Origin of the sequence: Streptomyces lacrimifluminis, assembly GCF_014646095.1 — a bacterium.
GTDB lineage: Bacteria > Actinomycetota > Actinomycetes > Streptomycetales > Streptomycetaceae > Streptomyces > Streptomyces lacrimifluminis.
Map to the genome: position 1 here is coordinate 108783 of NZ_BMMU01000012.1, position 25846 is coordinate 134628.

Annotated in this window: 26 protein-coding genes; 10 read left to right on the top strand and 16 right to left on the bottom strand. The window is 72.0% G+C overall.

Annotated elements, in window-relative coordinates; all coding sequences use genetic code 11:
* Positions 1–6: 6 nt before the first annotated feature.
* Positions 7–513 (top strand): hypothetical protein, encoded by a 507-nt coding sequence (locus IEY89_RS19555; RefSeq protein ID WP_189148733.1) that lies wholly within the window; start codon positions 7–9, stop codon positions 511–513.
* Positions 510–1010 (top strand): hypothetical protein, encoded by a 501-nt coding sequence (locus IEY89_RS19560; protein ID WP_189148734.1) that lies wholly within the window; start codon positions 510–512, stop codon positions 1008–1010. The genes IEY89_RS19555 and IEY89_RS19560 overlap by 4 nt, the downstream gene beginning before the upstream one ends.
* On the opposite strand, the gene IEY89_RS19565 is transcribed toward IEY89_RS19560, so the two are convergent.
* Both IEY89_RS19565 and IEY89_RS19570 read right to left on the bottom strand, forming a co-directional pair.
* Entirely contained in the window at positions 1002–1751 is a 750-nt protein-coding gene (locus tag IEY89_RS19565; protein WP_189148735.1) for a class I SAM-dependent methyltransferase, read from the bottom strand. The genes IEY89_RS19560 and IEY89_RS19565 overlap by 9 nt on opposite strands.
* Before the next feature lie 21 nt (positions 1752–1772).
* Positions 1773–2078: a 4a-hydroxytetrahydrobiopterin dehydratase gene (locus IEY89_RS19570; protein WP_189148736.1), complete on the bottom strand. Its 306-nt coding sequence runs from the start codon at positions 2076–2078 to the stop codon at positions 1773–1775.
* Between the two features lie 159 nt (positions 2079–2237).
* Between IEY89_RS19570 and IEY89_RS19575 the strand changes: the two genes are divergently transcribed.
* Complete coding sequence (locus IEY89_RS19575; RefSeq protein ID WP_189148737.1) at positions 2238–3134, top strand: helix-turn-helix domain-containing protein; 897 nt, start codon at positions 2238–2240, stop codon at positions 3132–3134.
* Between the two features lie 20 nt (positions 3135–3154).
* Here the strand turns inward: IEY89_RS19575 and IEY89_RS19580 are convergent, their stop codons facing one another.
* Complete coding sequence (locus IEY89_RS19580) at positions 3155–3571, bottom strand: hypothetical protein (protein WP_189148738.1); 417 nt, start codon at positions 3569–3571, stop codon at positions 3155–3157.
* Between the two features lie 222 nt (positions 3572–3793).
* On the opposite strand from IEY89_RS19580, the gene IEY89_RS19585 reads away from it, so the two are divergent.
* Complete coding sequence (locus IEY89_RS19585; RefSeq protein WP_189148739.1) at positions 3794–4657, top strand: Sco1979 family transcriptional regulator; 864 nt, start codon at positions 3794–3796, stop codon at positions 4655–4657.
* 78 nt (positions 4658–4735) lie between these two features.
* A complete protein-coding gene (locus tag IEY89_RS19590; protein ID WP_189148740.1) occupies positions 4736–5551 on the top strand; it encodes an SAM-dependent methyltransferase in 816 nt (271 codons plus the stop codon).
* Between the two features lie 103 nt (positions 5552–5654).
* On the opposite strand, the gene dnaK is transcribed toward IEY89_RS19590, so the two are convergent.
* The 6 genes from dnaK to IEY89_RS19620 form a co-directional block, all read right to left on the bottom strand.
* On the bottom strand, positions 5655–7514 hold the full coding sequence (gene dnaK, locus IEY89_RS19595; protein ID WP_189148741.1) for a molecular chaperone DnaK: 1860 nt from the start codon (positions 7512–7514) through the stop codon (positions 5655–5657).
* A gap of 158 nt (positions 7515–7672) precedes the next feature.
* Positions 7673–8101, bottom strand: a complete 429-nt coding sequence (locus tag IEY89_RS19600; RefSeq protein WP_189148742.1) for an OsmC family protein — start codon at positions 8099–8101, stop codon at positions 7673–7675.
* A gap of 77 nt (positions 8102–8178) precedes the next feature.
* Entirely contained in the window at positions 8179–9984 is a 1806-nt protein-coding gene (locus IEY89_RS19605) for a vWA domain-containing protein (protein WP_189148743.1), read from the bottom strand.
* The gene (locus IEY89_RS19610; RefSeq protein ID WP_189148744.1) at positions 9981–11042 is read right to left on the bottom strand and encodes an ATP-binding protein; all 1062 of its coding nucleotides are present in this window, start codon (positions 11040–11042) and stop codon (positions 9981–9983) included. The genes IEY89_RS19605 and IEY89_RS19610 overlap by 4 nt, the downstream gene beginning before the upstream one ends.
* 113 nt (positions 11043–11155) lie before the next feature.
* Positions 11156–13234 (bottom strand): phage holin family protein, encoded by a 2079-nt coding sequence (locus IEY89_RS19615; protein ID WP_189148745.1) that lies wholly within the window; start codon positions 13232–13234, stop codon positions 11156–11158.
* Between the two features lie 86 nt (positions 13235–13320).
* Positions 13321–13755 carry a hypothetical protein gene (locus tag IEY89_RS19620; protein ID WP_189148746.1) on the bottom strand — a complete coding sequence of 145 codons (435 nt, stop codon included), beginning with the start codon at positions 13753–13755 and terminating at the stop codon, positions 13321–13323.
* Between the two features lie 119 nt (positions 13756–13874).
* On the opposite strand from IEY89_RS19620, the gene IEY89_RS19625 reads away from it, so the two are divergent.
* Both IEY89_RS19625 and IEY89_RS19630 read left to right on the top strand, forming a co-directional pair.
* Complete coding sequence (locus IEY89_RS19625; RefSeq protein ID WP_189148747.1) at positions 13875–14651, top strand: MBL fold metallo-hydrolase; 777 nt, start codon at positions 13875–13877, stop codon at positions 14649–14651.
* A complete protein-coding gene (locus tag IEY89_RS19630; RefSeq protein WP_189148748.1) occupies positions 14648–15304 on the top strand; it encodes a DedA family protein in 657 nt (218 codons plus the stop codon). The genes IEY89_RS19625 and IEY89_RS19630 overlap by 4 nt, the downstream gene beginning before the upstream one ends.
* A 369-nt stretch (positions 15305–15673) precedes the next feature.
* Here the strand turns inward: IEY89_RS19630 and IEY89_RS19635 are convergent, their stop codons facing one another.
* From IEY89_RS19635 to IEY89_RS19645, 3 genes are all read right to left on the bottom strand, one after another.
* Positions 15674–16696, bottom strand: a complete 1023-nt coding sequence (locus tag IEY89_RS19635; RefSeq protein WP_189148749.1) for an MBL fold metallo-hydrolase — start codon at positions 16694–16696, stop codon at positions 15674–15676.
* A complete protein-coding gene (locus IEY89_RS19640) occupies positions 16693–17940 on the bottom strand; it encodes an aminotransferase class I/II-fold pyridoxal phosphate-dependent enzyme (RefSeq protein ID WP_189148750.1) in 1248 nt (415 codons plus the stop codon). The genes IEY89_RS19635 and IEY89_RS19640 overlap by 4 nt, the downstream gene beginning before the upstream one ends.
* A gap of 128 nt (positions 17941–18068) precedes the next feature.
* On the bottom strand, positions 18069–18743 hold the full coding sequence (locus tag IEY89_RS19645) for a hypothetical protein (protein WP_189148751.1): 675 nt from the start codon (positions 18741–18743) through the stop codon (positions 18069–18071).
* 478 nt (positions 18744–19221) lie between these two features.
* On the opposite strand from IEY89_RS19645, the gene IEY89_RS19650 reads away from it, so the two are divergent.
* Positions 19222–19506: a hypothetical protein gene (locus IEY89_RS19650; protein WP_189148752.1), complete on the top strand. Its 285-nt coding sequence runs from the start codon at positions 19222–19224 to the stop codon at positions 19504–19506.
* Between the two features lie 87 nt (positions 19507–19593).
* On the opposite strand, the gene IEY89_RS19655 is transcribed toward IEY89_RS19650, so the two are convergent.
* Positions 19594–20388: an RNA polymerase sigma factor SigF gene (locus tag IEY89_RS19655; RefSeq protein ID WP_189148753.1), complete on the bottom strand. Its 795-nt coding sequence runs from the start codon at positions 20386–20388 to the stop codon at positions 19594–19596.
* Between the two features lie 380 nt (positions 20389–20768).
* Here IEY89_RS19655 and IEY89_RS19660 point away from each other — a divergent pair, with 380 nt between their 5' ends.
* Positions 20769–21311, top strand: a complete 543-nt coding sequence (locus IEY89_RS19660; RefSeq protein ID WP_189148754.1) for a type 1 glutamine amidotransferase domain-containing protein — start codon at positions 20769–20771, stop codon at positions 21309–21311.
* Positions 21312–21470: 159 nt separating this feature from the next.
* Here IEY89_RS19660 and IEY89_RS19665 read toward each other — a convergent pair whose 3' ends face one another.
* The 3 genes from IEY89_RS19665 to IEY89_RS19675 form a co-directional block, all read right to left on the bottom strand.
* Positions 21471–21704: a DUF6158 family protein gene (locus IEY89_RS19665; RefSeq protein ID WP_189148755.1), complete on the bottom strand. Its 234-nt coding sequence runs from the start codon at positions 21702–21704 to the stop codon at positions 21471–21473.
* Positions 21705–21774: 70 nt separating this feature from the next.
* Positions 21775–23394, bottom strand: coding sequence for an ABC-F family ATP-binding cassette domain-containing protein (locus IEY89_RS19670; protein ID WP_189148756.1), 1620 nt, complete (start codon positions 23392–23394; stop codon positions 21775–21777).
* A gap of 151 nt (positions 23395–23545) precedes the next feature.
* Positions 23546–24205, bottom strand: a complete 660-nt coding sequence (locus tag IEY89_RS19675) for a histidine phosphatase family protein (RefSeq protein WP_189148757.1) — start codon at positions 24203–24205, stop codon at positions 23546–23548.
* 90 nt (positions 24206–24295) lie between these two features.
* Here IEY89_RS19675 and IEY89_RS19680 point away from each other — a divergent pair, with 90 nt between their 5' ends.
* Positions 24296–25792 (top strand): bifunctional phosphatase PAP2/diacylglycerol kinase family protein, encoded by a 1497-nt coding sequence (locus IEY89_RS19680; protein ID WP_189148758.1) that lies wholly within the window; start codon positions 24296–24298, stop codon positions 25790–25792.
* Positions 25793–25846 lie beyond the last annotated feature (54 nt).

Sequence of the window (25846 nt, forward strand, 5' to 3'; positions counted from 1 at the left end):
CCCCTCATGGCAAACACCCCCGTCACCGCCTTCACCCCGTTCACCGAGAAACTGCTGACCGCTCCCCCACCCATCGAGGTGGCCGGCCGGCACATCAAGCGCTACCACGTCACGGCCGACCCGGGAGGCATCGCGCCCGACGTCGAGGAGGCCGCGTACGCGATCCTGCCGAAGCTGCTCCCGGAGCCGGACGGCACCCCGCCCGCGACCTTCGTCGTCCTGCACCGGGGCGGCGACGACGGCGCCTACCTCAACGCGTACAGCTGGGTGTGGGACAACGTCCTGCACTTCCGGGGCGCGGCGGCGGGCCAGCCGGTGCTGGGCTGCCCGGACCGTGACCCCACGCACTTCATCACGCCTGACGCCCCCTGGATCGGCTGTGTCTGGGAGCTGCCGCCGATCCTGCACGAACGCGACGCCTGGGTACGGCATTTGCTGGTGCCCCAACTCCCTGACCTGGGCTCCTACTTGACCGACAGCCTGCCCGAGGGAACCACGGGAGACCGCTCATGAGCGGCCCGGGCGACTTCGACTTCCTGCATGGCGAGTGGACGGTCCGCAACCGCCGCCGCACCGACTTCCTCGCCCCCGGCAGCGGTTGGGAGGAGTTCGACGGCACGAGCCACTGCCGGAGCCTGTTCGACGGGGCGGCGAACGTCGAGGAGATCGACATGCCGCACCTCGGGTCGAAGGGACTCACACTGCGGCTCTTCGACCGCGAGACCGATGAGTGGTCGCTCAACTGGTCCACGAGTGGCAGCGGCCGGCTGCTTCCGCCGGTGAAGGGCAGCTTCACCGGTCGATCTCCCGAAGTTCGGGGTGAGTTCTACGGTGATGACACCTACGACGGCGAGGACGTCCGGGTGCGGTTCGTGTGGTCGGGGATCTCGGGCGCCACAGCACACTGGGAGCAGGCGTTCTCGGCCGACGACGGGGCGACCTGGGTGAGCAACTGGACGATGGCGTTCACCAGAGTCACCCCTCCCGGGAAGCATGGTTCCTCAGGATGACCTCGGCTTCCGGAACGCCCGCAGCGTGAACACCGGGTCCGGGCGGGGCCGGTCCTGGTCGGGCAGCGCCTCCAGACGGGCGGCGAAGCCGTCGGCCAGGGGGTCGCCCGGCGGTAACGTCATGAACCAGCCGCGCCGCAGGTCAGCGACGGCCCGCCGGGGACTGCGCCCCTGCCCACTCCCCCGGAAGCGCGCCTCCCCGGCCGAAACCAGCCCGTGCCCGACGGCATGCGCCTCGACGACAGCTGCCGTGTCCGGTGCCGCGCGCCACGGGCGCGAGGCCAGGACGGCGTCGATGTCACTGCCCACATTGTGCGAGGCGCCCTTGTCGACGGTGGTGACGTACACCCCGCCCGGCCGCAGCACCCGCGCGCACTCCCCGATGATGGCCCGGACGTCCTCGGCCTGCCCGGCGAGATGCAGCAGCCACACACTGGTCACCGCATCCAACCGGCCGTCGGGAAAGGGAAGTTGACGGCTGTCGGCGAGTACGACGGCACCGGGCAGCCGGTCGGCGGCCCGGCTGGCCATCGCGTCGGTCAGATCGACGCCCGTCACCCGCATCCCGGCCCGCGCCGCCGCGAGCCGCCGGGTCACGATGCCCGTACCGCACCCCACGTCGAGCAGGGTGCGTGTCTCTTCGGGAACGAGGCTCAGCACGGCCTCCGCCGCAGCCGCCGCCCTGGGCTCTCCGCCGCGCGAGGCGTCGTACCGCTCCGCCTCCTGGTTGTAGTCGAGCACGATCGCGATCCCGCGGCCCGGTCAGCTCGCCCCGTGGCCCGGTGCGAGGGCCTCGACTCTGTGGGCGAGCCGGAAGTCGAGGTCCGTGACGGCGCCGCCCGCGCTGTGCGTGTTCACCGTGAGCGACACGGTGTTGTAGCCGAGGGTGAGGTCGGAGTGGTGGTCCAGTTCCTCCTGGACCTGGGCGATGTGGATGACCAGCGCGGTCGCGGCGAAGTGCGAGCCGAGGCGGTAGGAACGGGCGATGCGGTCACCGTCGAGCGACCAGCCCGGCAGCTGTGCCAGCCGGTCCTCGATCTCCTTCTGCGGCAGCGGTTCGACGGGCATGGCCACGCTCCTTCCCTGATGTGGGGTGCGATCCCAGCGTGCCACAGGCCGGGCGTTCCGGCCCAGGTCAGGAGGGTGCCCGCCGACCGTTTCGCACGTCGGGGACCGGCCGCTCGTCCGTTCGCCCCGCCTCCGCCGCTCCTCGGCTACGGTCGTCGTATGACCACGGTCCCGGCCGGCGGCGCGGCCCGCCCCATCGCTCCCACGGACAATGCGCACAACGGGCACAAGACGCACAGGACAGGCAAGGGAGCCGGTCCGCTGCTGCGGGTCTGGCGGGAGCGGCGGCGCGTCAGCCAGCTCGACCTGGCGCTGCGGGCCGACTCGTCCGCCCGCCACATCAGCTTCGTCGAGACGGGTCGCTCCCGCCCCGGGGAGGAACTGCTCCTGCGGCTCGCAGAGCATCTGGATGTCCCGGTCCGTGACCGCAACGCCCTTCTCCTGGCCGCCGGTTACGCCCCGCGCTACCGCGAGACCCCGCTCGACGACCCGGCGTTGGAATCCCTGCGCGACGGCATCGAGCGGCTGATCCAGGGCTACGAGCCCTACCCGGCGTTCGTGGTCGACGCCACGTACGACGTCCTGGCCGCCAACCGGGGCATCATGATGCTCCTCGACGGTCTCCCCGAGTCGGTGCTGGCGCCCCCGCTGAACGCGATGCGCCTGACCCTGCACCCGGAGGGCCTGGCTCCGCGCATCCGCAACCTTCCCGAGTGGCGCGGGCACCTGCTCGCCCAGATGCAACGCCAGATCGCCCTGCACCGCTCGGACCCGCTGCGCGCGCTGTACGAGGAGGTGGCCGCGTATCCGGTGCCGGAGCAACGGGAGAGCCGGGCGGAACGGACGGCCGACTCCGACTCCGACTCCGACTCCGCGTCCGAATTCGCGTTCGCGTTGCCGATGCGGATCGAGCACGACGGCCAAGTGCTCTCCTTCGTCTCGTCGATCTCCACCTTCAACACCCCGATGGACGTCACCGTCGCCGAACTCGCCATCGAGACACTCCTTCCGGCCGACCCGGCGACGGTCAAGTACCTGCACTCGATGATGAGTTGAGAGTCAGCCAAAGCGTCCTTTCAGCGCCCCGCCCGCAGCGACACGTACTGCAGCGCGGCGAACCCCGCCACGACGGCCGCCTGCAACACCGCCCAGACCGTCCCCGCAGTGCTCGGGGTGAGCCACAGCACCAGCGCGACGCAACTGACCGCCGCCCAGGCAAGGTTGGCCTCGATCACTACCCGCACCGGCAGCACTGCCGGCCGTTGGCGGGAGGCCAGCCATCCGACGGCACCGGCGTACACGGCCAGGAACAGGCCGAGTTCGAACAGCAGCCCCGAGTCGACGCCGAGGAAGCGGGCGAGCGGTCCGGACGCCACCAGATAGGCGACCGAGTTCGCCCCGGTCACCAGCGCGTCGAGCGCCAGGAAGCGGCGCAGCATCAGGGGCGGTTCGGCGGACCGGGCGGCGAGTGCGGCGAACTGGATTGCGGACATGGCGGATTCCCTCCATCGAGGTCGAAAGCGGAAGTGGAAGCAGAACGGAACCCGGGTTCCGGACCGGAGTGCGCCGCCCCGGAACCCGTTGTCACCACTCTTCCGTGCCGGTCCACCGGGGTCGATTACCTCCCGGGTAATCCCCGTGGCTCGAACCTGTCAGGCCGACAGCGGAACGTGACACACTGCTCTGGTTACTTCGGCGCGTAGGGGAGGCGTGGCGTGAGTGAGCGGCGGGCTGCGCCCACCGTGGGCCAAGTGGTGCTCGGGAGAAGGCTCCAGGAGCTGCGCGAGGCCGCCGGGCTGAAGCGGGAAGAGGCCGCGCGGGTCCTCAGGGTGGCGCCGGCGACCGTACGGCGGATGGAAATGGCCGAGGTCTCCCTCAAAATCCCTTACGTACATGTGCTGTTGACGGCGTACGGCGTACCCGAGGACGAAGTGGCCATGTTCGTGGAGCTGGCCGAGGAGGCGAACGAGCCCGGCTGGTGGCAGCGGTTCTCCGATGTCCTGCCGGACTGGTTCAGTATGCATGTGAGCCTGGAGGGCTCCGCCCGGCTGATCCGCTCCTACGAACCGCACTTCGTGCCCGGTCTGTTGCAGACCCCGGAGTACGCGCGTGCCGTCATGGAGGCCGGGACGATCGGACACGCGGGCTCCGAGGCGGTAGAGCGGCATGTGTCGCTGCGCATGGCCCGGCAGAAGCTGCTGACCCGCGAACACCCGCCCCATCTATGGGTGATCATCGACGAGACGGTGCTGCGGCGGCCCGTGAGCATCGACGGCGAGGTCATGCGCGACCAGCTGGACCGGCTCCTCGACGCGTCGGAGAGCGGCCATGTCACCATCCAGGTCGCCGAGTTCATGGACGGCCCGCACCCGGGCACGTCGGCGCCCTTCGAACTGTTCCGCTTCGCCGAGCCGGAACTGCCCGACATGGTCTACACCGAGTACCTGACGGGTGCGCTCTATCTGGACTCCCGCCGGGAGGTCGCCTCGCACCTGGAGGTCCTCGACCACATGACGGCGGGCGCCGCGTCGGCCCAGCGCACCAAGGAGATCATCGCCGAGTACCGCGACGGCTACTGATCCGCTGCTCCACTCGTCCACCGAGCCGGTCGCAGGGCCTACGGAACGAACTCACGGCACTTGAGGAGCACACACCGCATGACCGCACCCGAGGGCGCGCCCACTCGCATGGACACGAGCAGACCCCACCCCGCCCGGGTCTACGACTGGTGGCTCGGCGGCAAGGACAACTACCCGGTGGACGAGGAGCTGGCCCGTAGGATCCTCGCCGTCGACGGCACGGTGCTGCGCGGCGCACGCGCCAACCGCCGGTTCATGCAACGGGCGACGCGGACCGCCGCCGAGGCCGGGATCCGCCAGTTCCTGGACATCGGTACGGGCATCCCCACCGAGCCGAACCTGCACCAGGTGGCCCAGAGCGTCGCCCCCGACGCCAAGGTGGTGTACGCGGACAACGACCCGATCGTCCTGCGGCACGCACAGGCCCTGCTGCACGGCACGGCCGAGGGCACCACCGACTACGTGCACGCCGACGCCCGCGAGCCGGAGACAATCCTGAGCCTGGCCGGCGAGTCCCTGGACTTCACCCGGCCCGTCGCGCTGTCCCTGGTCGCGCTGACCCACTACCTCGGCGACGAGCCCGAGGGCGACGACGTGCACGGCCTGTTGAAGAAGTACGTCGACGCGCTCGCCCCCGGCAGCTACCTGGTCCTCTCCCAGGTCACCCCGGACCTCAGCCCCGAGGCCGTCGCGAAGGCGGCCGAACACTTCCGGCGCAGCGGCACCCCCTTCTTCCCCCGCTCCCTCACCGAGTTCCACCGCTTCTTCAACGGCCTGGAACTACTGGGCCCCGGCGTGATCCCCGTATACGGCTGGCGCCCGGACCCCGAAGACGTCGCCACCCAGGCGGAGGGCATCGTGCCGGTGTACGCGGGAGTGGCCCGCAAACTCTGAACATGGGGCGCGCTACCGCTTTTAGGGGCGCGGGGCTGTATCCATGTGCGGCTCCGCCGCGTGGGCGCGACCAGCCACAACGCACCCGCACCCCGCAACGCACCTACACCCCCTGCCCCTTCCCGCCCTCACCCGACTCCCGCTCGTCATCAACAATCTCCGCTTCGACCACCCCCTCCTCCTCAGCAGGAGCGACGTGCTCCTGCTGAGGAGGAGCTTGCGCATACATCGCCTGCCCCATCCGCTGACTGACCGTGACGAGCCTCTCAACCCCAGCCCGCAAAGCAGCAACGTCACTCTCCCCCGCCAGCAACTCCTTCACCTCGGCAACGGCCGAGGCAACCTCCGCCTTCGCGTCCGCCGGCACCCGTTCCTCGTTGTCCCGCACGAACTTCTCGGTCTGGTAGACGAGTTGCTCGGCCTGGTTGCGCGTCTCGGCCGCCTCTCGGCGCCCGCGGTCCTCGTCCGCGTACTGCTCGGCCTCGCGCATCATGCGGTCGATGTCATCCTTGGGAAGCGCCGAGCCGCCCGTGACGGTCATCTTCTGTTCCCGGCCGGTGGCCAGGTCCTTCGCCGAGACGTGCATGATCCCGTTGGCGTCGATGTCGAAGGCGACCTCGATCTGCGGCACGCCTCGCGGGGCCGGCGGCAGCCCGGTGAGGTCGAAGACGCCCAACTTCTTGTTGTACGCGGCGATCTCACGTTCTCCCTGGTAGACCTGGATGCCCACCGAGGGCTGGTTGTCGGCGGCCGTCGTGAAGATCTCCGAACGCCGGGTCGGGATCGTGGTGTTGCGCTCGATGAGCTTGGTCATGATGCCGCCCTTGGTCTCGATGCCGAGGGACAGCGGGGTGACGTCGAGCAGCAGGACGTCCTTCACGTCGCCGCGGATGACACCCGCCTGGAGTGTGGCTCCCAGGGCGACCACCTCGTCCGGGTTGACGCCCTTGTGGGGTTCCTTGCCGGTGAGTTCCTTGACCAGTTCGGTGACGGCGGGCATCCGGGTCGAACCACCGACCAGGATCACGTGGTCGATCGCGGCGAGCTTCACTCCCGCGTCCTTGATCGCCTGGCTGAAGGGGGTCCTGCAGCGGTCGAGCAGGTCGGCGGTCAGTTCCTGCAACTGGGCGCGCGTCACTCGTTCCTCCAGGTGCAGCGGGCCCTCCGCGGAGGCGGTGATGTAGGGCAGGTTGATCGTCGTCTCGGACGAGCTCGACAGCTCGATCTTCGCCTTCTCCGCACCCTCGCGCAGCCGTTGCAGCGCCATCTTGTCGTTGCCGAGATCGATGCCGTACTGGCCCTTGAACCGCTTGACGAGGTGGTCGACGATCCGCTGGTCCCAGTCGTCACCGCCGAGTCGGGTGTCGCCGTTGGTCGCCTTGACCTCGATGACGCCGTCGCCGATCTCCAGGAGCGACACGTCGAAGGTGCCGCCGCCCAGGTCGAAGACGAGTACCGTCTGCTCCTCGCTCCGGTCGAGGCCGTACGCGAGGGCGGCGGCGGTCGGTTCGTTGATGATCCGCAGCACCTTCAGGCCGGCGATCTCCCCGGCTTCCTTGGTGGCCTGCCGCTGGGAGTCGTCGAAGTACGCCGGCACGGTGATCACCGCGTCCGAGACGTCCTCGCCGAGATACGCCTCCGCGTCCCGCTTCAGCTTCTGCAGCACACGCGCGGAGAGTTCCTGGGCGCGGTAGCGGGTGCCGTCCACGGACCCCTGTTCAGGGAACCGCCAATGGCCGTCGCCCATATGCCGCTTGACGGAGCGGGCCGTGCGCTCCACGTTCGTCACGGCCTGCCGCTTGGCGACCTCACCGACGAGCACCTCGCCGTTCTTCGCGAAGGCCACGACGGACGGTGTGGTCCTCGCCCCCTCCGCGTTCGCGACGACGGTGGCCTCACCGCCCTCCAGCACCGCCACCACCGAGTTCGTGGTTCCCAGATCGATCCCGACCGCACGTGCCACAGCTGTCCCCTTCCGCCAGGACGCTTCCCGCCCTCCACCACACAACGTGAGTGCCTGCTTGCCGATCCTTCCTCCGGGCTCCTTCTGTGAAGTACCCCGAAAACGACGATGCCGCGCACCTCGGACATCGAGGGGCGCGGCAGGGACGTGAGTGAACGTCAGGCGAGCTTCGCCGACAGCGTGATCGTCGTGCCGGTCAGGGCCTTGCTGACCGGGCAGTTCTCCTTCGCGTTCTCGGCGGCGGCGACGAAGGCGTCCTCGTCGATGCCCGGCACGGTGCCCTCCACGGTGAGGTGGATGCCGGTGATGCCCTCACCCGGCTGGAAGACGACATCGGCCGAGGTCAGGAGCTTGGTCGCCGGGGTGCCGGCGCCGGCCAGGGCGTGCGAGAACGCCATGGAGAAGCAGCTGGAGTGGGCGGCGGCGATCAGCTCCTCGGGGCTGGTCTTGCCGTTGGCGTCCTGGGCGCGCGAGGCCCACGTCACGGGCTGCTCGGCGATGGCACCGGAGGAGTCGAAGGTGACAACGCCGTTGCCCTCCAGCAGGTTGCCTTCCCAGACGGTGTGTGCAGAGCGCGTGGTAGCCACGGTTCTTCCTTTCGCGTGTGGTCCCGAAGCCGGGGTTCCGTATCCCCCATCCGATCACACTCCGGCCCACTTCCGGCTCACTGCACGCGAAAGACCGGCCCCCGTGCGGTGAACGGCAGACGAGCGCCCTGCGGAATCAGATAGGCGTGCTCGCGCCGCACCCGCAGGACGTCGCACCAGCCGTCCGTGATGACCAGTACGGGCGCTCCCGGCGGAAAGTCGTCGGCCCGGTGCAGCAGGTCGATGCCCGGCTGGAGCACGGTCCCGCCGCGCCCGTGCACCCGGGCCCGTTCGGCGATCTCGGTGACCGGCAGATAGCCCGCGTCATGTGCGGCGGCATCGCAGAACACGACCCGCGCCGCCGGTACGTCCCGTGCTCCGGCGTACGAGGCGATCGCGCCCAGCGCCTTCCCGAGCAGCGTCCGGTCCATCGACCCGGAGGTGTCCAGCACGACCCCGAACGTGCAGCGGGCGATCTCCTCGGGCGGGAAGTACCGCCCCGCGCGCGGGATGTCGGGGGTCGACGACTGACGGCGCGAAGGACGCGCGTACGACCGTACGGGCTCCGGGCGGGGCACGAACTCGTCGAACCAGCGGGCGAGTTGGGCGTCCCAGGGCAGCGGCGGATGGTTCAGGGCGCGGATCTCCTCGACCAACCCGCCCGGCAGGTACCCGCGTTCGTACTGCTGGTGCAGGTTCAGCCCCTGTCCGAGGCCGCGCCGGTAGAACTCGTCGAGGTCGACGTAGTCGCGCGGCGAGCCCAGCGGGGCGCCCAGGACGTCGCATGCGCCCTTCCCGCGCAGGGTGGACAGGCGGCGCATCCGGCGCAGGTCCCGCGCGATCCGGTCGTACACCTCCTCCGCCGAGAGGTTCTTCAACTCGGCGTCGTACAGCAGCCCTTCGGGCATCGTGCCGACGTCCATCTCCGTCAGCCAGCCGTTGACGACGTAGTCGCAGGCGACGTTGAAGAGGTACGGGTCGCGCGTCCCGCAGCGGTCGCCGTGGCGCAGGGCGGCGTGCAGCATCTCGTGGGCGAGGACGAACCGCCATTCCTCGTCCTCAAGTTGGCGCAGCGGGTTGATGTAGATCTCGCCCGCCTCCGCGTTCACGGCGGCGACGGAGATGCCGTGGGCCTGGGCGAGTTCGAGGTCGGCGACGAGCTTGATGCCGGCCGCGATCCCGCCGAGCAGTGGAAAGGAGGTGACGAACCAGCTCAATGCCTTTCCCCAGGGGCGCAGTTGGGGCGACTCGTCGGACATGGACTCGCGCCGACCGCCGGCCACGTCCATCGCCGTCGCCATCGTGCGGGTCAGCGCGTGGGCGAAGGCGAGCTGCCAGTCGGGGACCGACGGGGCCCATTTGTCGTACGGTTCGAGCCACTGGTCGGGCTCGCTGCCCGCCGTACCGCACCCCTCGAACGCGGCCGGGATCGAGCCCGCGCGCCGCCAGCGGGCGGCGAGCTGTTCCTCGTCGCCGTCGGGGTAGGCGCTCGGCAGGAGTTCGGGGGCGGTGCCGACCGGGAAGCCGAGCAGGAAACGGTTGACGACGACGCAGCGGGCGGCGATGTCGTAGCGGTCGGGCTGGACGCGCGGGCCCTTCGCCGCCGGGACGTGCCCGAAGCCGAGGTGGATGAGGCCGTGCGCGATCGCCCACGCCCACTCGGCCGGATCCGCCCGCCGGGCGGCATGAACGTGCAGCACCCCGTCGGAGTCCGTGCACACCAGTCCGTCGGCGGGCGAGAGGTCGCACTCCGGACCCCGGCAGGTGGAGAACTGCACCGAGCCGAGCGCCGGGTTGGCGCGCACAAGGGCCAGCCCGGCCTCGTAGGCCTCCTTCGCGAGGTCCCTCTTCTTCTTCTGCGCCTGCTTGCTCGCCCGGCTCACCGCCGCGCCTCCACCAGTCGGGGCATGTCCCGCGCCGCCTCGACCAGGAACCAGGCGGGCAGCAGCGGGTTGCCGTCGGCGTCCGCGGCGATGACGCTCTGCGCGACCTCCACCGAGATCTCGGCGAGCTGTACGAGCAGCGACTTCGCGCGGTACGCGGCCTCCCGCCCGTTCGGCGACATGTGCCCCTTGCTGACGGGGAGTTCCTTGACGAGGCGCCCGCGGAACGACTCGGCGAGGTAATAGAGCAGGTCGCGGTCCTCGATGCGGTGCGGCCAGCGCGCGTCGCCCTTGATGATCGCGTCGATGCCGAAGCGGCTGCGCACGATCTTGACGTACCCGCAGAACGCGGTCGCGTGCGTCGGCGTCAGCGTGCCGTGCGCGATCACCTTCAGGGTCTCCCCGTCGAGGGCGGGCCCGAAGGAGTGCAGGGCGTCGGAGAGCATGTGCCAGGAGCGGGGCGTCGAGAAGGGCTCCTCGGTCTTCGGCGGCTTGGACCAGAGGTGGTCGGGCCGGTCGGTGAGGTGGTCCACGACCCAGGGGTGGATGTCGTTGTTCGCGGCCCAGACCAGCCAGTCCTTCGGCGAGGCCTCCAGGTGGACGTGGGCGAGACGGTTGACCAGGGCGGAGGCGACAGGCCGGGCGAGGGCGTTGTCCGTGGCGCGATTGCCGGCGCCGATGACGATCGAGCCCTTCGGCAGCTCGTAGTTGCCGATCCGGCGGTCCAGGATCAGCGAGTAGAACGCCTTCTGGACGTCCGGCGAGGCCGCGTTCAGCTCGTCCAGGAACAGACAGTACGGCTCGTCCCTGGCGATGGCCTCCGGAGGGCAGAACACGGACCGCCCGTCGCGGATCTGGGGTACGCCGATCAGGTCCTCCGGCGCCAGCTGCGTACCGAGCAGGCTCACGCACTCCAGTCCCAGCGACTCGGCGAACTCCCTCACCAGGGAGGACTTTCCGATGCCGGGAGCGCCCCAGAGGAACACGGGCCGCACGGTCGCGAGACCGAGCAGCAGCTCCGGAATCCGGGCGGGGGTGACGGTGACGGCAGCCTGCACGCAACTACTCCAGGGGGTTCGCGGAGAACGGAGCGCGCGGAGGCGCGAGGTCCGGTACGAACAGTGTGGGGACCCCGGCGCGGGAACGCAGCCGAATTTCCGGCGGCCCCCGCTCAGACGACCCGGTGGTCCCCGGGAACCCCCAGGGGCACCTGCGGCCCGTTGCACTCGCGCAGCCAGCGCCGCAGTACGCGGTGGACCTGCTCGGCGCCGACCAGCTCCTCCCCCTTCTCCTCGACCGCCGCCGACAGTCCGAGGGGTGCCATCAGGAAGGGTCTGCCCTGGTCGCCTCCGAGTCCACCGTGCGAGCCGATCTGCTCCTCGAAGGCCAGCACCTCGCCCTCGACGGGGTCGTACCAGGAGTTGACCATGATGTCGGCGGTGTGCGGGAAGGAGTGCGCACGGCGCACCGCGCTCGCCGCGCCGGGCCCGAAGTCGGCCAGCGGACCGGGGTGTTCGTCGTCCAGCGCGTCCACCGGGACCTCCGCGCCGTGGGCGCCCAGCACCATCCCGCCGTGCTCCTCGCCGGCGACGAGGACGAAGCCGACGCCGGGATGGTTGGCCAGGGTGGTGAGCAGCGCGGGATGGCGGGCGTCGATCTCCTCCCTGGTCATACGGTGGTGCACGTCCGGGAAGGAGATGAGCCCGAGGTTGCCGGAGGCCAGCACCAGCGGTTCGGAGTGACGGCCCGGGGGCAGGTGCTGCCCGCCGTTCTCCTCGACGGGCCGGCGCAGCGCGGCACGCACGGCGGCCCGCGCCTCGGCCCCGCTGTGGGTGCGGCGCGCCTTGCGCGGTACGGGCAGTCCGCAGCCGGCCCGGACCAGGTCGCCGAGGCCGAGCCCGTACCGTCCCCGGAAGGTCTCGCCGGGACTCTGCCCGTGGTCGGAGAGAAGGACGATCCGGTACGGGCGGGGCGCGTGCTCGGCGACCTGCGCGATCAACGCGACGGACCGGTCGAGGCGTTGGAGGACCTTCTCGGCGTCCCTGCTGTGCGGCCCGGAGTGGTGGGCGACCTCGTCGTAGGCGACCAGGTCGGCGTAGACGGCGGTGCGGCCGGCGAGCATGTCGCCCATCACGGCGGCGACGACCACGTCCCGCTCGATGACGGTCGCGAAGGCACGGATGAAGGGGTAGAGGCCGCCGCGTGCGACCCGGGGGCGCCGTTTGCGGATCCGGGCCACGGTCGACTGGCCGATCTCGCGGCCGGCCTCGGCGACGAAGGACAGAGCGGTACGGACGGCGTTCGCGGGGTCGGAGAAGTAGGCGAAGTAGCCCGCGCGGGAACGGTTCTCCCGGCCGCGCCGCCGCCCCGCGATGGACAGCACGAGGGCCTGCTCGTCGGCGCCGCCGCTGAAGAGGTTGCCCCGGCTGGCCCCGTCGACGGTGAGCAGTCCGCCGTCGCCGGTCCGTTCGACGGCCCGGCGCTGCAGTTCGGCGGCGCTGCTGGGCCGGTTGCAGACCATGACCTCCCCGGTGTTCTTCTCGTACCAGCGGAAGGCCGGGACGTCGTGGTTGGTGCCGTGCAGGATGCCGAGCTGGCTGGCGCCGGTCTGACTGGACCAGTCGGTACGCCAGGGGGTGAGTCTGTGGGTGGTGCCCAGCCAGCTCGCCACGGTCGGCATGAGCCCCTTCTCCACGGCCCGCACCAGGACGTCGTGCCCGACGCCGTCGAGCTGCAGGAACACCACGCCGGGGGTCGTGGGGCCCTCGAACCGCCGTGCGATGCCGCGTCGGTCGGCGAGGCGGTAGAGCCGTCTTCGGTAGGCGTCGTCGTCCCGTACGGCCAGTGCCGCGCCCGTCGCCGAGGCCACGGCGGACATCACCGCGGCGACCACCACCGCCGTCTCCGGGGCCGCCTCGGGGCGGTCGGCCGGGGTCAGCCGCAGGGCGACGAGCAGCAGCGCGCCGTTCAGGAAGAAGACCAGCAGGCCGAGTACGAGGGCGGGCACGAGCAGCAGCAGCCGGACCAGTACCGGCCAGGCCAGGGCCGACAGCAGGCCGAAGGCGCCGGCGCCGATGGCGGCGGTGACCGCGATCCGGGTGGCGCTGTCGCCGTCACCGGTCCGGATCTGGAAGTCCGGCAGGATGCCGGCGAGCACCAGCATCGTCAGCGTCGAAACGGCCCACACCGCGACGCTCCGCCCGATCTGGCTGACGATCCGCCGCCAACGCCCCGCACCCACGTCCCGCACACCTCACGTCCCGGCCCGTCCCCACGGCTGGCCTGGGCCCACCCTGTCACAACGAGGGAGCGGGGCCCGGCGTGGCCGGCGAAGGTTCAGCGGCCGTCGTACCCGGCGGTCGGCATGGACAGGCGACGATGGACCCGGGCCTTCATCTGGGCGTCGTACGACGGTTCGGCGCAGCCCACCGTCTCGATCCGCACCCCGCGCCGCGCGCACTCGGCGGTGAACTCGTCGACGGAGGTCAACGCCTGCTCCAGGACCCGCCGGCTGGGCGCCACGAAGAGGTCGAGGCCCGCCTCGACGCCGTCCCACAGGGCGCCGTGGTCGGGGCGCAGACCCCGTACGAGCAGCTCCCGGGTGACGACGTAGCCGTGCTCGGCGGCCCAGCGGGCGCACATCGCGTGCTGGCTGCGGGAGTCGACGAGGAACGGCTCCTCGTCCAGTTCCTCCAGCGGTGTCAGGCTGGCGATCGCGGTGACCCGCGGTGCCTGACCGGGCAGGCCGGCGGCGGCGTGCGTGTGTCCCATGGCGTCCCCCTCAGCTCCGGGCTTCCCCGTTCACCTCAGGGTTTCCCCTCGCCCCGGGTTTCCCGCCGACCCTACTCCTGCCCGTAGTCTTCGGGGAGTCGCGTGAAGGAGGCAAAGGGGTGCCGGTGGAGATCACGTGGTGGGGGCACGCCACCTGTACGGTCGAGGACTCGGGCGTACGCGTGCTCACCGACCCCCTGTTCGTGCGCCGGCTCGCCCATCTGCGCCGTCGCCGGGGCGAGTTGCCCCCGCCCGGCGCCTGGCGCGCGGACGTGGCGCTCGTCTCCCATCTGCACTCCGACCACCTCCACGTGCCCTCCCTCGCGCGCCTCGCGCCGGGCACGCACCTGATCGTGCCCCGGGGCGCACCGAAGGCGGTGCCGGGCCTGTCGCGACGGCTGGCACATCTCCGGATCACCGAAGTGGCCCCCGGGGACCACACGAAAGCCGGTGGCCTGCTCGTACGGGCCGTGTCCGCGCGGCACGACGGGCGGCGGCTGAACGTCGGACCGCAGCGGGCGCTCGCGCTCGGCTATGTGATCGAGGGCGAGGCGCGGACGTACTTCGCCGGGGACACGGGCCTGTTCGCGTCGATGGCCGAGGAGGTCGGGCCGGTCGACGCGGCACTGCTGCCGGTGGGCGGCTGGGGGCCGTTTCTCGGCGAGGGTCATCTGAACGCGGAGCGGGCGGCCGAGGCGCTGACCCGGCTCGCGCCGCGCAGCGCTGTGCCGGTGCACTACGGCACGTACTGGCCGATCGGGATGGACGCCGTGCGCCCCCATGAGTTCCACGCGCCGGGCGAGGAGTTCGTGCGGCTCGCGGCGGAGCGTGCCCCCGCGGTCGACGTGTACCGGCTGGAGCACGGGGAGAGCGTGCGCCTGGAGGTCGCGCGGTGACGGTGGTCCTGGCCGCCGCCTCGACCTCGGGGCAGGGGTCGGCGGGGCAGGCGATCGGTTATCCGACGCTGTTCCTGCTGGTGCTGGTCGGGGCGTTGGTGCCGGTGGTGCCGACGGGGGCGCTGGTGAGCTCGGCTGCCGTGGTGGCCTTCCACCAGACCGCGCCGCTCGCCATGGTCCTGGTGTTCGTGGTGGCCTCGCTGGCCGCGTTCCTCGGCGATGCGGCGCTGTACTGGCTGGGTCGGCGCGGGATGGACTCGAAGAACGGCTCGCGCTGGCTGGCCGCGATCCGGTCGCGGGCGCCCGAGGACCGTCTCGCGCAGGCCCAGGAGAAGCTGAGCGAGCACGGGGTGGCGGTCCTGGTGCTGTCCCGGCTGGTGCCGGCCGGCCGCATCCCGGTGATGCTGGCCTGCCTGGTGGCCAGGTGGCCGGTACGCCGCTTCGCCCGCGGTGACGTCCCGGCCTGTCTCGCGTGGGCCGCGACCTACCAGCTGATCGGCGTCCTCGGCGGTTCCCTCTTCGACGAGCCCTGGCAGGGCGTGCTGGCGGTGGTCGCGCTGACGCTCGCGATCAGCGCGACACCCAGCGCGTGGCGGCGGGCGCGCGGGAAGGCCGGGCCGGTGGCCCGTCGCCGGCCTCCGCCACCCGGGTGAGGGGCGGGGGCCTTGTACCCGCCCTGACCGCGGCCGAGATGTCCAGCCCCGGCCGACACCCTCCGCCCACCCGGCACTTGAGGATGAGACCCCTTCAGCCCGGGCGGTGTTTCCCGCCCACCTGCCCCCGCTGTCGCTACAGCCCAGGCCCAGGCACACCCAGCCCGCCCGGCACTCGAGGACCAGGTCCCTCAGCCCGGCCGGTGATTCCCAACCACCCGCCCCCCACCGTCTCTACAGCCCGGGCCCAGGCATTCCAGCCCGTCCAACGTCTGAGGACGAGGCCCCTTCAGGGCCGACAGGGGGGTCTGGGGGCGCAGCCCCCAGGATCGGGACGGGACGGGTAAGGGCGGCGGGGGCGAGAACGACTCAGCCCAGTACCCGCGAACCCCCGACCGGCAGGTCCCACAGGTGCTCACGGGCCAGGCCGGCCTTTTCCCAGGCGGCCCGCACCCGGGTGAGCGGTTCGAGGACCGGCTCGGCGGACAGGACGAAGGTCGCCCAGTGCATGGGCGCCATCCGGCGCGCGCCGAGGTCCGTGGCGGCCTGTACGGCCTCCTCCGGGTCGCAGTGGACGTCGCTGAGCCACCACCGCGGGTCGTACGCGCCGATCGGCAGCAGCGCGAGGTCGATGCCCGGGTAGCGCTGCCCGATGCGGGCGAACCAGTGGCCGTACCCGGTGTCGCCCGCGAAGTACACCCGCTGCCCGTCCAGGTCGGTGAGCACCCAGCCGCCCCAGAGGGTGCGGCAGGTGTCGGTGAGGCCGCGCTTGGACCAGTGGTGGGCCGGTACGAAGTCGAAGCGGACGCCGTCCAGTTCGGCCGCCTCCCACCAGTCCAGCTCGGTGACGTGCGTGAACCGGCGCCGCCGGAACCAGCTGCCGAGCCCGGCCGGCACGAACACCGGGGTGTCGCGCGGGAGTCTGCGCAGGGTCGGGGCGTCCAGGTGGTCGTAGTGGTTGTGGCTGATGACGACGGCGTCGACATGCGGCAGCGCGCTCCAGGCGACGCCCACGGGGGTGATCCGGGCCGGTGTGCCAAGGATACGGCGGGACCAGACGGGGTCGGTGAGGACGGTGAGCCCGCCGATCCTGACCACCCAACTGGCGTGTCCCGCCCAGGAGACGGCGACGGTGCGTGCGTCCACGCGGGGCAGCGGGCCGGGTTCGAAGGGCAGCCGCGGGATGTCGGCGAGGCCTTCCGGGGTCGGCCGTACCGCGCCTTCTCTGGCGAATCGGGCCATGCCCTTGAGGCCGGGCAGCGGGGTGGTCAGCCGGTCGGCGAAGGACCGGGGCCACACCCGCCTCCCGTGCAGCGGCTGGAGTGCCTCGGTTGTCGTGGTCGCACCCGTGGTCGTGCTGGTGCTCGTTGTCGACTCGGACTGCTGCGTCATCGAGGAGGCTCCCGTCGCTGAGCGTCGTCACAGAGATCGTCGAAAATCGATCCCACCAAGGCCAACGCGCGTCGCACGTGTGGCAGTTCCAGTGGTTCGGGTGATGTGAGCGACTGGGCCCGCTCCCCGGGCGTGTGGCCGAGCAGCGCACCCGTGTCGAGCCGTACGCGCAGTGCGGCGAGGTCGTCCCCGAAGCGGTGGCCGCCCGGCGTGGGCATCCCGAGCCGGGCGGTGAGGTGGTCCTCCAGTTCCTGGGCGTCGCCGACGCCGTGGGCGCCGAGCGCGGGCCGCAGGGGGCCGAGATCGACGTACAGGTGGCGGCCCGCGCGCGGTGGCCGGGCCAGACAGCCCGCGGCGACGACCGCGCGGTGCGTGGCGGTGGCCACGCGCGCGTGCAGGCGTACGGCGGCGGTGAGTCGTTCCGTGACGGGCTCGGGCTCGCCGAGCCCGTAGCCGGCCGCGGCGGCGACCGGTTCGGCGATGCGGGCGCCGAGCGCGGTCAGTACGTCGAGCACGCGCGCGCGTAGGGCGTCGCCGGAGGCGTTCGCGGGGAAGCGGGCGAGGGCCGCGGGCCAGCCCGGCGGCAGCAGCGCGCCGCTCAGGTCGGTGACGACGGTGACCCTGTCGGGCAGCATCTCGGCCGGGCTGAGCAACACCGTGTCGTGCGGCCGGTGCAGGGTGTCGCGCCAGGTCTCGTCGCTGACCAGGTGAAGCCCTTCTCCGGCGGCGGCCTCGACGGTCTCGTGCAGGAGTTCGGGCGGTGCCACGGTGGCCGTCGGGTCGTCCGCCACGGACAGGACGAGCAGCCGGGGATCACCGCCCTCGGCGCGCACTCTCCGTACGGTCTCCAGCAGGGCGTACGGATCGGGCACACCCCCGCACTCGGCCGGCGTGGCAACGTGGAACACCGTTCCGCCCAACGCCCGTACCTGGGGCGCCCACCAGGCCGCGCAGGGCCGGGGCACGAGGACGTCGCCGCCGATCACGGCGGTCAGCGCGTGCAGCAGGGCGGGGGCGCCGGGTGCGGCGGCCACCTGGTCGGGCTGGGCGGGCAGTCCGCGCCGGGCCCAGTAGCCGCAGGCAGCGCCGAGGAGCGCGGGGCCGCCGCCGGCCGGCTGGGCGTCGGGGCGACCGGCCGCGGCGGCGAGCACGGCGGTGAGTTCGGGCAGGACGGGGAGTCCGTCGCCGGGAAACGGCGGGCCGTAGCGGACGGGGCCGTGCCCCTGGGGATCCGTCCGCCGCATGCGTACCTCCGCGGGGTTGCTGGTGCGGTGCCTGTGCCTGCCGTGGCCACGGCTACGAGTACCACGGTCACGTGGACCCATGGGAGCCCGCCCGGGTCGCTTCCCCGTTCAGGGGCCGCAGCGCCGGGTCAGCCGCGCATGGACGTGCCCCTGCGGCGCAGCCGGTGTACGGCGGCCCCGGCCGCGCCCGCGATCAGCACTCCCCCGGCGACCAGCGCGGGCGCCGAGTCGGTGAAGGCGCCGCCCTGACCCGCCTGCACCCCGCGCTGCACCGGCGCGGGCGTGGACTCGGCGGGGTGCGTGGGACAGGCGGACACGTTCTGGAAGTCGCTGCTCAGAGGGTCGCCGGTGTGCGCCTCGGTGCCGCAGTTGCCGGTGCCGTCTCGGGTCACCGTGAACGTCGCCTTCCACGCCTTGCCCTGCCCCCCCGCCTGACCGGGACACGTACCGTCGGCGGACCATTCGGCGGCGGGGGCACTCGCCTTCTGCTCGCCCTCGAAGGTCCAGGCGGGCGCGATCTTCGCGGTGCCGCTGTAGGCGGGTCCGGTCACCTGGCCGTCGTTGCCGGGGACCTGCTGGAGCTGGACGGTGCCCTGCTCGAAACCCTGGGAGTGCGCGTCGATGGACGCGGGCGGGGTCCCGTCGGTCACGTCGCAGGCCACGGAGACGGTGACGGTGCCGCCGGGGCCGACGGTGCCCGGGCTGACCTCCCCGGCGGCGTCCGCGGACACGGCCGAGGCTGCGGCGCCAAGGGCGGCACCTGCCAGGGCGGCGGCGGACAGGACACGGGCGGTGCGGCGCATGGCTGGGCTCCTTCGAGCGGCGGCTGCGGGGCACGTCGGGTGATGCCCCGCATCCCATGACAGCCCGCCCGGCGGTGGGGCGCGCGCGGCCGGGCACCATTCGCGGGACGGGCACGCCCGAGCGGGTGACGCTGCCCGTGTCCGCCCGTCCTGCTCCTCGCCCGTCCCTGGACAGGTGTCGGTTCGACAGCGAGACCGGTTCCCCCTCCGGAACCGCGTCCCCGACGGGAGACCACACACGCGGTGCCCTCGGACCGTCTGCGGTGGGTGCCCTTGCGAGATACGGCGCGGCAGGCCGAAGGCGTCCTCGGCGTCGCGGCCCGGCTGTGCAGGACGATGCCGCGCGGCTGGTCGACGACGGGCGGCCGGACACACGAGGCCGTGCCGAGCCGCTCCAGTTCGGTGAGCACGGCTCGGGAGAGGGGATCACGGACCGGACGGGTGGCCGCCCAAGGGCGCGGAGCGTTCGTACGGGACTGTGCGGCGAGCCACGGCGACAGTCCTCACCGGCGCCCGCGCGTGTCACGCGCCGGGCCGCCGCCGGCGGGCTTCCTCGGCCACGCCGACCGGGCCGCGTTCCGCTCCCAGGTCCTCGGCCGCGACGCGCCCCCGCGCCCCGATCCTGGTCCTGGTCCTGGTCCTGGTCCTGGCGAACGTGACGTCCCTGCTGTGCGTACCGCCGGCCCGCGACGGCGTCGCACACGGTGTGCCCGCCCTGTTCCGGGGCGGCGCACGGTCGGCGTTCTCGATGCCGGAGGCATGAACGACGCAGTTGACGTGCCGTCATATCGCGCTGAATGTCGGAGAGTTGACCGAGATGGATCCCCGGACCGATCGGTCCGGGTCCGGTCTAGGCCGCGTCCCTCATGACCTGGTCGCGCAGCCGGTTGCAGGAGCGGCTGATCAGGCGGGAGACATGCATCTGGGAGATGCCGAGCTGCTCGGCGATGCAGCTCTGGGTCATGTCGCCGAAGAACCGCATGTAGAGGATGGCGCGTTCACGCTCGGGCAGTGCCTGCAGCCGGGGCTTGACGGCCTCACGGTCGATGACGATATCGAGGGCCGGGTCGGGTGCGCCGAGGGCGTCGCTGAGGGAGTATCCGTCCTCGCTGCCCGCGAATTCGGCGTCGAGGGAGAGTGCGGTGAAGCTCTCCAGTGCCTCCAGGCCGACCTTGACGTCCTCCTCGGTCATGTTGGCGTGCTCGGCTATCTCCGCGACGGTGGGCCTGCGGCCCGAGATGGTCTGCGACAGGTCCTGGGCGGCGAACCGTACGCGGTTGCGAAGATCCTGGACCCGGCGAGGCACGTGCAGGGTCCACATGTGGTCACGGAAGTGACGCTTGATCTCACCGGTGATCGTGGGAACGGCGTAGCTCTCGAAGGCGTTGCCGAGCTCGGGGTCGTAGCGGTCGACGGCCTTGACCAGGCCCAACGCGGCGACCTGACGGAGGTCGTCCAGGCTCTCGCCCCGGTTCCGGAAACGGCCCGCCAGCCGGTCGGCCATGGGCAGCCAGGCCTCGACGATCTTCGCCCGGAGGGTGTCGCGCTGCTGCCCCGGGGGGAGCGGGGCAAGCCTGCGGAACGCCTCCGCGGTGTCGGGGGCGTCGTTGTGGGGGTGGCGCTTCGGACTCGTTTGAGTTCGCATGGTGCGTCGCAACTCCCTAGGAGTGCTCGGAATGGGCGGGTCCTCGCGGGAGGGTGCGCACAACCGGGACAGACACACCCGGGTCGGTGATCCACCGCTCCCACGGACGTGCCTCCTGTCCGAAGCACTGATGCTGCGCCTGCCCCGCCCTATGCGTACCAAACAGGTTTTCGAGAGCGGGGTCCGAATCCCAAGAGCCGGCCTCACCGCGAGGGCTGCGACCTGCGGCCCGTCCTGATGGCGCTGACCCCGGCGAATCACCGTTCGACCGGGACCAGGGGACCGCCTCCGAAGATGACCTGCCGATGAAGCACCACTGAGGTGTGTCGGCGGCGAATCGTCGGGTACGCGGCGAGCACCCCCGAAGTCTGGAGGAACTGATGCGTATCGCGTTTCTGACCGCCCCCGAGGGCGTCGAACAGAGCGAGCTCACCGAGCCGTGGCAGGCCGTGGTCGACGCGGGCGGCGAACCCGTGCTCGTGTCGACGGAGCGGGGCCGGGTACAGGCCTTCGACCATCTCGACAAGGCGGACACGTTTCCCGTGCAGGAGACGGTCGGCGAGGTGTCGGCCGAGTCCTTCGACGGGCTCGTGCTGCCCGGCGGGGTGGCCAACCCGGACATCCTGCGCGGTGACGAGCGTGCCGTCTCCTTCGTGCGGGACTTCTTCGACCAGGGTCGCCCGGTCGCCGCGATCTGCCACGCCCCGTGGACCCTCGTGGAGGCGGACGTGGTCCGCGGCCGGGTGCTCACCTCGTGGCCGAGTCTGCGCACCGACATCCGCAACGCGGGCGGAGAATGGGTCGACGAGCAGGTGCGGATCTGCGACCACGGGCCCAACACCCTGATCACCAGCCGCAAACCGGACGATCTGAAGGCGTTCTGCGACGCGCTCGTGTCCGAGTTCGGCATAAAGGCCACCTGATGGCCTCCGGCCACCGGCCTGCCTTTGACGGCCCCGCCCTCGTCGCGGCGGTCGCGGCCCATCGGCGCTGGGATCCTCCCCCGGTGCGCCGCTGAGATCCACCGCTGCGGCCCGTGCCGCTGCCGGGAGCCCTCGGGCCCCGGGCAGCGGCACCGTTGCTCACTCCTGCGAGCAGTCCCGGTCCCGGGCGCCCTCACGGGTACGGCCCGCGGCGACCCGGCGGCGCGGGTGGCGGCGCAGGTACTCGCCCTCCAGCTGTGCCATACGGTCGTTGTGGGCGCGCAGCGCGTCGTTGGACGCGTGCAGCAGCGTGTCGTGCCGGGTCCGGTGGATCGTCTCCAGCTCCTTCATCAGCTGCTGGTCGTCCAACCCGCCCGGGTCGACTCCGTTCATGGTGGCACCCCGCTCCGTAGAGTCCTTCGGTACGCCCCGGGTACCCGTGACCGCCCGGGCGAAGCACCCCTTACCGGGCCCGCTCCACCCGCCGCTCGTCCCACACCGGCTCGGAGGTCTCACGGACCCGCCCGTCACTGCCGAAGACCAGATACCGGTCGAACGACCGGGCGAACCAGCGGTCGTGCGTGACAGCCAGGACCGTACCCTCGAACGCCTCCAGCCCTTCCTGGAGCGCCTCGGCGGACTCCAGGTCGAGGTTGTCCGTGGGCTCGTCCAGCAACAGCGCCGTGACGCCCTCCAGCTCCAGGAGCAGGATCTGGAAGCGGGCCTGCTGGCCCCCGGAGAGCCGCTCGAAGCGCTGCTCGGCCTGGGCGGTCAGCTCGTAGCGGCGCAGCCGGGAACTGGCCGCGCCCCGGTCCTGGGAGTGCTCGGACCACAGAATGTCGAGGAGCGTACGGCCCTCCAGCTCGGGGTGCGCGTGCGTCTGGGCGAAGTGGCCGGGCACGACCCGCGCGCCGAGCTTCCACTCGCCCGTGTGGTTCACGGTGTCACCGGCGAGCAGCCGCAGGAAGTGGGACTTGCCTGAACCATTGGAGCCGAGGACGGCGACCCGTTCGCCGTAGAAGACCTCCAGGTCGAAGGGTTTCATCAGCCCGGTGAGCTCAAGTCCCTTGCAGGTGACGGCCCTTACGCCGGTACGGCCGCCCTTGAGCCGCATGGTGATGTCCTGCTCGCGCGGCGGCTCGGGCGGTGGGCCGGCCTCCTCGAACTTCCGCAGCCTGGTCTGCGCGGCCTGGTAGCGGGACGCCAACTCATGGCTGATGGAAGCCGCCTGACGGAGGTTCAGCACCAGCTTCTTCAACTGGGCGTGCTTCTCGTCCCAGCGCCGGCGCAACTCCTCGAAGCGCGCGAACCGTTCGGCCCGCGCCTCGTGATAGGTGGCGAACCCGGCGCCGTGCACCCACGCGTCCGCACCGGCGGGCCCGGGTTCGACGGAAACGATCTTCTGCGCGGACCGGGAGAGCAGTTCCCGGTCGTGGGAGACGAAGAGAACCGTCTTGCGGGTCTCCGCGAGCCGCTCCTCCAGCCACCGCTTGCCGGGGACGTCGAGGTAGTTGTCGGGCTCGTCGAGCAGCAGCACCTCGTCCGTGCCGCGCAGCAGCGCCTCCAGCACCAGCCGCTTCTGCTCACCGCCGGACAGCGTGCGCACCAGCCGCCACTGCGCCTTCTCGTACGGCACCCCGAGCGCGGCGGTGGTGCACATGTCCCACAGCGTCTCGGCCTCGTAGCCGCGCGCCTCGGCCCAGTCGGAGAGGGCCTGCGCGTACTGGAGCTGGGCCGCCTCGTCGTCGACGGTCAGCATGCCGTGCTCGGCGAGGTCGACCGCCTTTGCGGCGTCCTGGATCCGCGGGGTGGCGACCGACACGAGCAGGTCCCGTACGGTCGTCTCGTCCCGTACGGAGCCCACGAACTGGCGCATCACGCCGAGCCCGCCGCTCACGTTGACGGTGCCGCCGTGCGGTTTCAGCTCGCCGGAGATCAGCCGCAGCAGGGTCGTCTTCCCGGCGCCGTTGGGGCCCACGAGGGCCACGACGGCCCCTTCGCCCACCCGGAACGACACATCGCCGAGCAGCGCCCTCCCGTCGGGAAGGTAGTACTCAAGGTGCGCTGCTTCGAGGTGTCCCATGAGGCGCATTCTGCGGGCCGACGGCGACCCCCGGCAAACCCATAAACGCACGGCCGCCGACATGCGCCCCGACAGGGGCGCGGGGCTGTATCGATCTGCGGCTCCGCCGCGGGGCGCGACAACCCCCCACCGGCCCCGGCCAGGGAACCACCTACCCAGCGGAGCCCAGAAGCTCTCCAGCAGGCCCACTCTCACCCGGCACGGCCGCAGCCACCACCGCACCCGCCCAGGACACCGCCTTCCAGCCGTCCACCGGCGAACCCTCCAACACGACCACACCGGTGTTGTCGAGCCGGTGTTCCGCGGCGAAGGCCACGTCGACGTTGTCCGCACGGGCCGCCGCCCACATCCGGATGACGGCGCCGTGACTGACCATGGCGACGGTCCCGACGCCACTGTCCGCGGCCTCCGCGACCACCGCGTCGAACCGCCCGAGCGCCTCGACCCCGTTCTCCCCGCCCGGCATCCGCAGCTCCGTGTCACCGGCCGCCCACGCGAACAGGGTGGTCATGTAGGTGTGCGCGGCCCCTGCGTCGCCCCGCATCTCCAGGTCCCCGGCGGCCACTTCCCGGATCCCGTCCCGCACCCGTACTTCCAGGCCACGCGCCACGGCCAGCGGGGCCGCGGTCAGCTGCGTGCGGGTCAGGGTGGAGACGTACAGCGCGTCGATGTCCTCGCCCGCGAGCGCCTCCGGCAGGGCCGCGGCCTGCCGCTCCCCCCGTTCGGTCAGTCCGGGCCCCGGAACCGCCGTGTCCAGCAGGAACTTCACGTTCGACGGGGTCTGGCCATGCCGGACGAGCAGCAGACGCATACGGGTTCCCTCTCGCCCTACGACCTCGACACGAGCCTCCTGACCGGCGCGACAAGACAAAAAGGCTCACTTCAGGGTACCCAGAGGGTCATGACCGCAGACATCATCGACCTCACCGTTCCGCAGCTCGGCCGTCACGCCCTGCGCGAGAACCTGCTGAAGCTCGACTTCCGGCTGTTCGAGACCGCCGCCACCCGGCACTGGCCCGGCGCCGAGCGGGTCCTGCCGAGGCTGAGCCGCAGCGCGAACCACGGCGTCCTGTGGTTCGCGACGGCCGCCGCCCTCGCGGCCACCGGGAGCCCCCGGGCCCGCCGGGCCGCCGTCCGGGGTCTCACCTCCCTCGCCGTGGCCTCCGCGACGATCAACACGGTCGGCAAGCGCTCGGTGCGCCGCGCACGCCCCGTACTGGACGCCGTGCCGAGGGCCAGGCAGCTGAAGCGCCAGCCGATCACCACGTCGTTCCCGTCCGGTCACGCCGCGTCGGCGGCTGCCTTCGCGACCGGTGTCGCCCTGGAGTCCCGGGGTCTGGGCGCGGTGGTGGCGCCGATCGCCTTCTCGGTGGCGATGTCCCGTGTCTACACCGGCGTCCACTTCCCCAGTGACGTCCTGGCGGGCGCGGCCCTGGGCGCGGGCGCCGCGTTCGCCGTACGGAGGCTCGCGCCGACCCGCGACCGGTCCGCGCCCCCGGCCCGGCCCCACGCCACGGCCCCGGCACTGCCCGACGGCGAGGGTCTGGTCCTGGTCGCGAACACGGCGGCGGGCACCGCGGACCGGGTCCGCGCGCTGGAGGACGCGCTGCCGCTGGCGGAGATCGTGGAGTGCGCGCCGGAGGATCTCCGGGACGAGCTGGAGAAGGCGGCGGCCCGCTGCCGGGTGCTGGGTGTGTGCGGCGGCGACGGCACGGTGAACACGGCCGCCGGGATCGCCCTGCGCCATGGCCGGCCGCTCGCGGTGGTGCCCGGAGGCACTCTCAACCACTTCGCGCTCGACCTGGGCGTCGAGGACGCCCGGGAGGTCGGCCGGGCGGTGCGCCGGGGCGAGGCGGTGCGGGTGGACGTGGGCCGGTTCCGGTCCGGGGACCAGGAGGGCGTCTTCCTCAACACCTGCAGCCTGGGCGTCCATCCGGAGCTGGTGCGCGAACGGGAGCGCTGGTCCGACCGGATCGGTGGCCGGCCGGCCGGGGGGTTCGCCGCGGTACGCGTCCTGAGCTCCGGCCGCCGTCCCCTGGAGGCCCGGCTCCAGGGCGGGCGCCACCCGTTGTGGCTGCTGTTCGCGGGCAACGGCACCTATCACCGGCTTGGCCTCGTCCCGGCCCGCCGGTACGACCTGGCGGACGGGCGGCTCGACGTACGGGTGGTGCACGGCGGCCGAGGACCCTCGCTGCGCCTTCTCGCGGCGGCCCTGGCGGGCCCGCTGACCCGCTCCCCCGCCCACGCGGGCATCCGGGTCCACCGCCTCCAGGTGGACGACGTGGCGCCGGGCACCCTTCTCGCGTACGACGGCGAAGTCACGGAGGTGGCGGGTGGGGTGACACTCGAGAAACTCCCGGAGGCACTGATCGTCTACCGGCCACTCGACCCGAACTGACCCCCGGCTGCTCACCGTTGACGAACCGTGTCCATATCCCAAGACGCGGGTCTC

Coding starts and splice junctions, on each gene's coding strand:
- IEY89_RS19555 (WP_189148733.1), top strand. CDS start 7: ATGGCAAACACCCCCGTCACCGCCTTCACCCCGTTCACCGAGAAACTG.
- IEY89_RS19560 (WP_189148734.1), top strand. CDS start 510: ATGAGCGGCCCGGGCGACTTCGACTTCCTGCATGGCGAGTGGACGGTC.
- IEY89_RS19570 (WP_189148736.1), bottom strand. CDS start 2,078: ATGCCCGTCGAACCGCTGCCGCAGAAGGAGATCGAGGACCGGCTGGCA.
- IEY89_RS19575 (WP_189148737.1), top strand. CDS start 2,238: ATGACCACGGTCCCGGCCGGCGGCGCGGCCCGCCCCATCGCTCCCACG.
- IEY89_RS19580 (WP_189148738.1), bottom strand. CDS start 3,571: ATGTCCGCAATCCAGTTCGCCGCACTCGCCGCCCGGTCCGCCGAACCG.
- IEY89_RS19590 (WP_189148740.1), top strand. CDS start 4,736: ATGACCGCACCCGAGGGCGCGCCCACTCGCATGGACACGAGCAGACCC.
- IEY89_RS19620 (WP_189148746.1), bottom strand. CDS start 13,755: ATGGGACACACGCACGCCGCCGCCGGCCTGCCCGGTCAGGCACCGCGG.
- IEY89_RS19635 (WP_189148749.1), bottom strand. CDS start 16,696: ATGACGCAGCAGTCCGAGTCGACAACGAGCACCAGCACGACCACGGGT.
- IEY89_RS19640 (WP_189148750.1), bottom strand. CDS start 17,940: ATGCGGCGGACGGATCCCCAGGGGCACGGCCCCGTCCGCTACGGCCCG.
- IEY89_RS19645 (WP_189148751.1), bottom strand. CDS start 18,743: ATGCGCCGCACCGCCCGTGTCCTGTCCGCCGCCGCCCTGGCAGGTGCC.
- IEY89_RS19655 (WP_189148753.1), bottom strand. CDS start 20,388: ATGCGAACTCAAACGAGTCCGAAGCGCCACCCCCACAACGACGCCCCC.
- IEY89_RS19660 (WP_189148754.1), top strand. CDS start 20,769: ATGCGTATCGCGTTTCTGACCGCCCCCGAGGGCGTCGAACAGAGCGAG.
- IEY89_RS19665 (WP_189148755.1), bottom strand. CDS start 21,704: ATGAACGGAGTCGACCCGGGCGGGTTGGACGACCAGCAGCTGATGAAG.
- IEY89_RS19670 (WP_189148756.1), bottom strand. CDS start 23,394: ATGGGACACCTCGAAGCAGCGCACCTTGAGTACTACCTTCCCGACGGG.
- IEY89_RS19675 (WP_189148757.1), bottom strand. CDS start 24,205: ATGCGTCTGCTGCTCGTCCGGCATGGCCAGACCCCGTCGAACGTGAAG.
- IEY89_RS19680 (WP_189148758.1), top strand. CDS start 24,296: ATGACCGCAGACATCATCGACCTCACCGTTCCGCAGCTCGGCCGTCAC.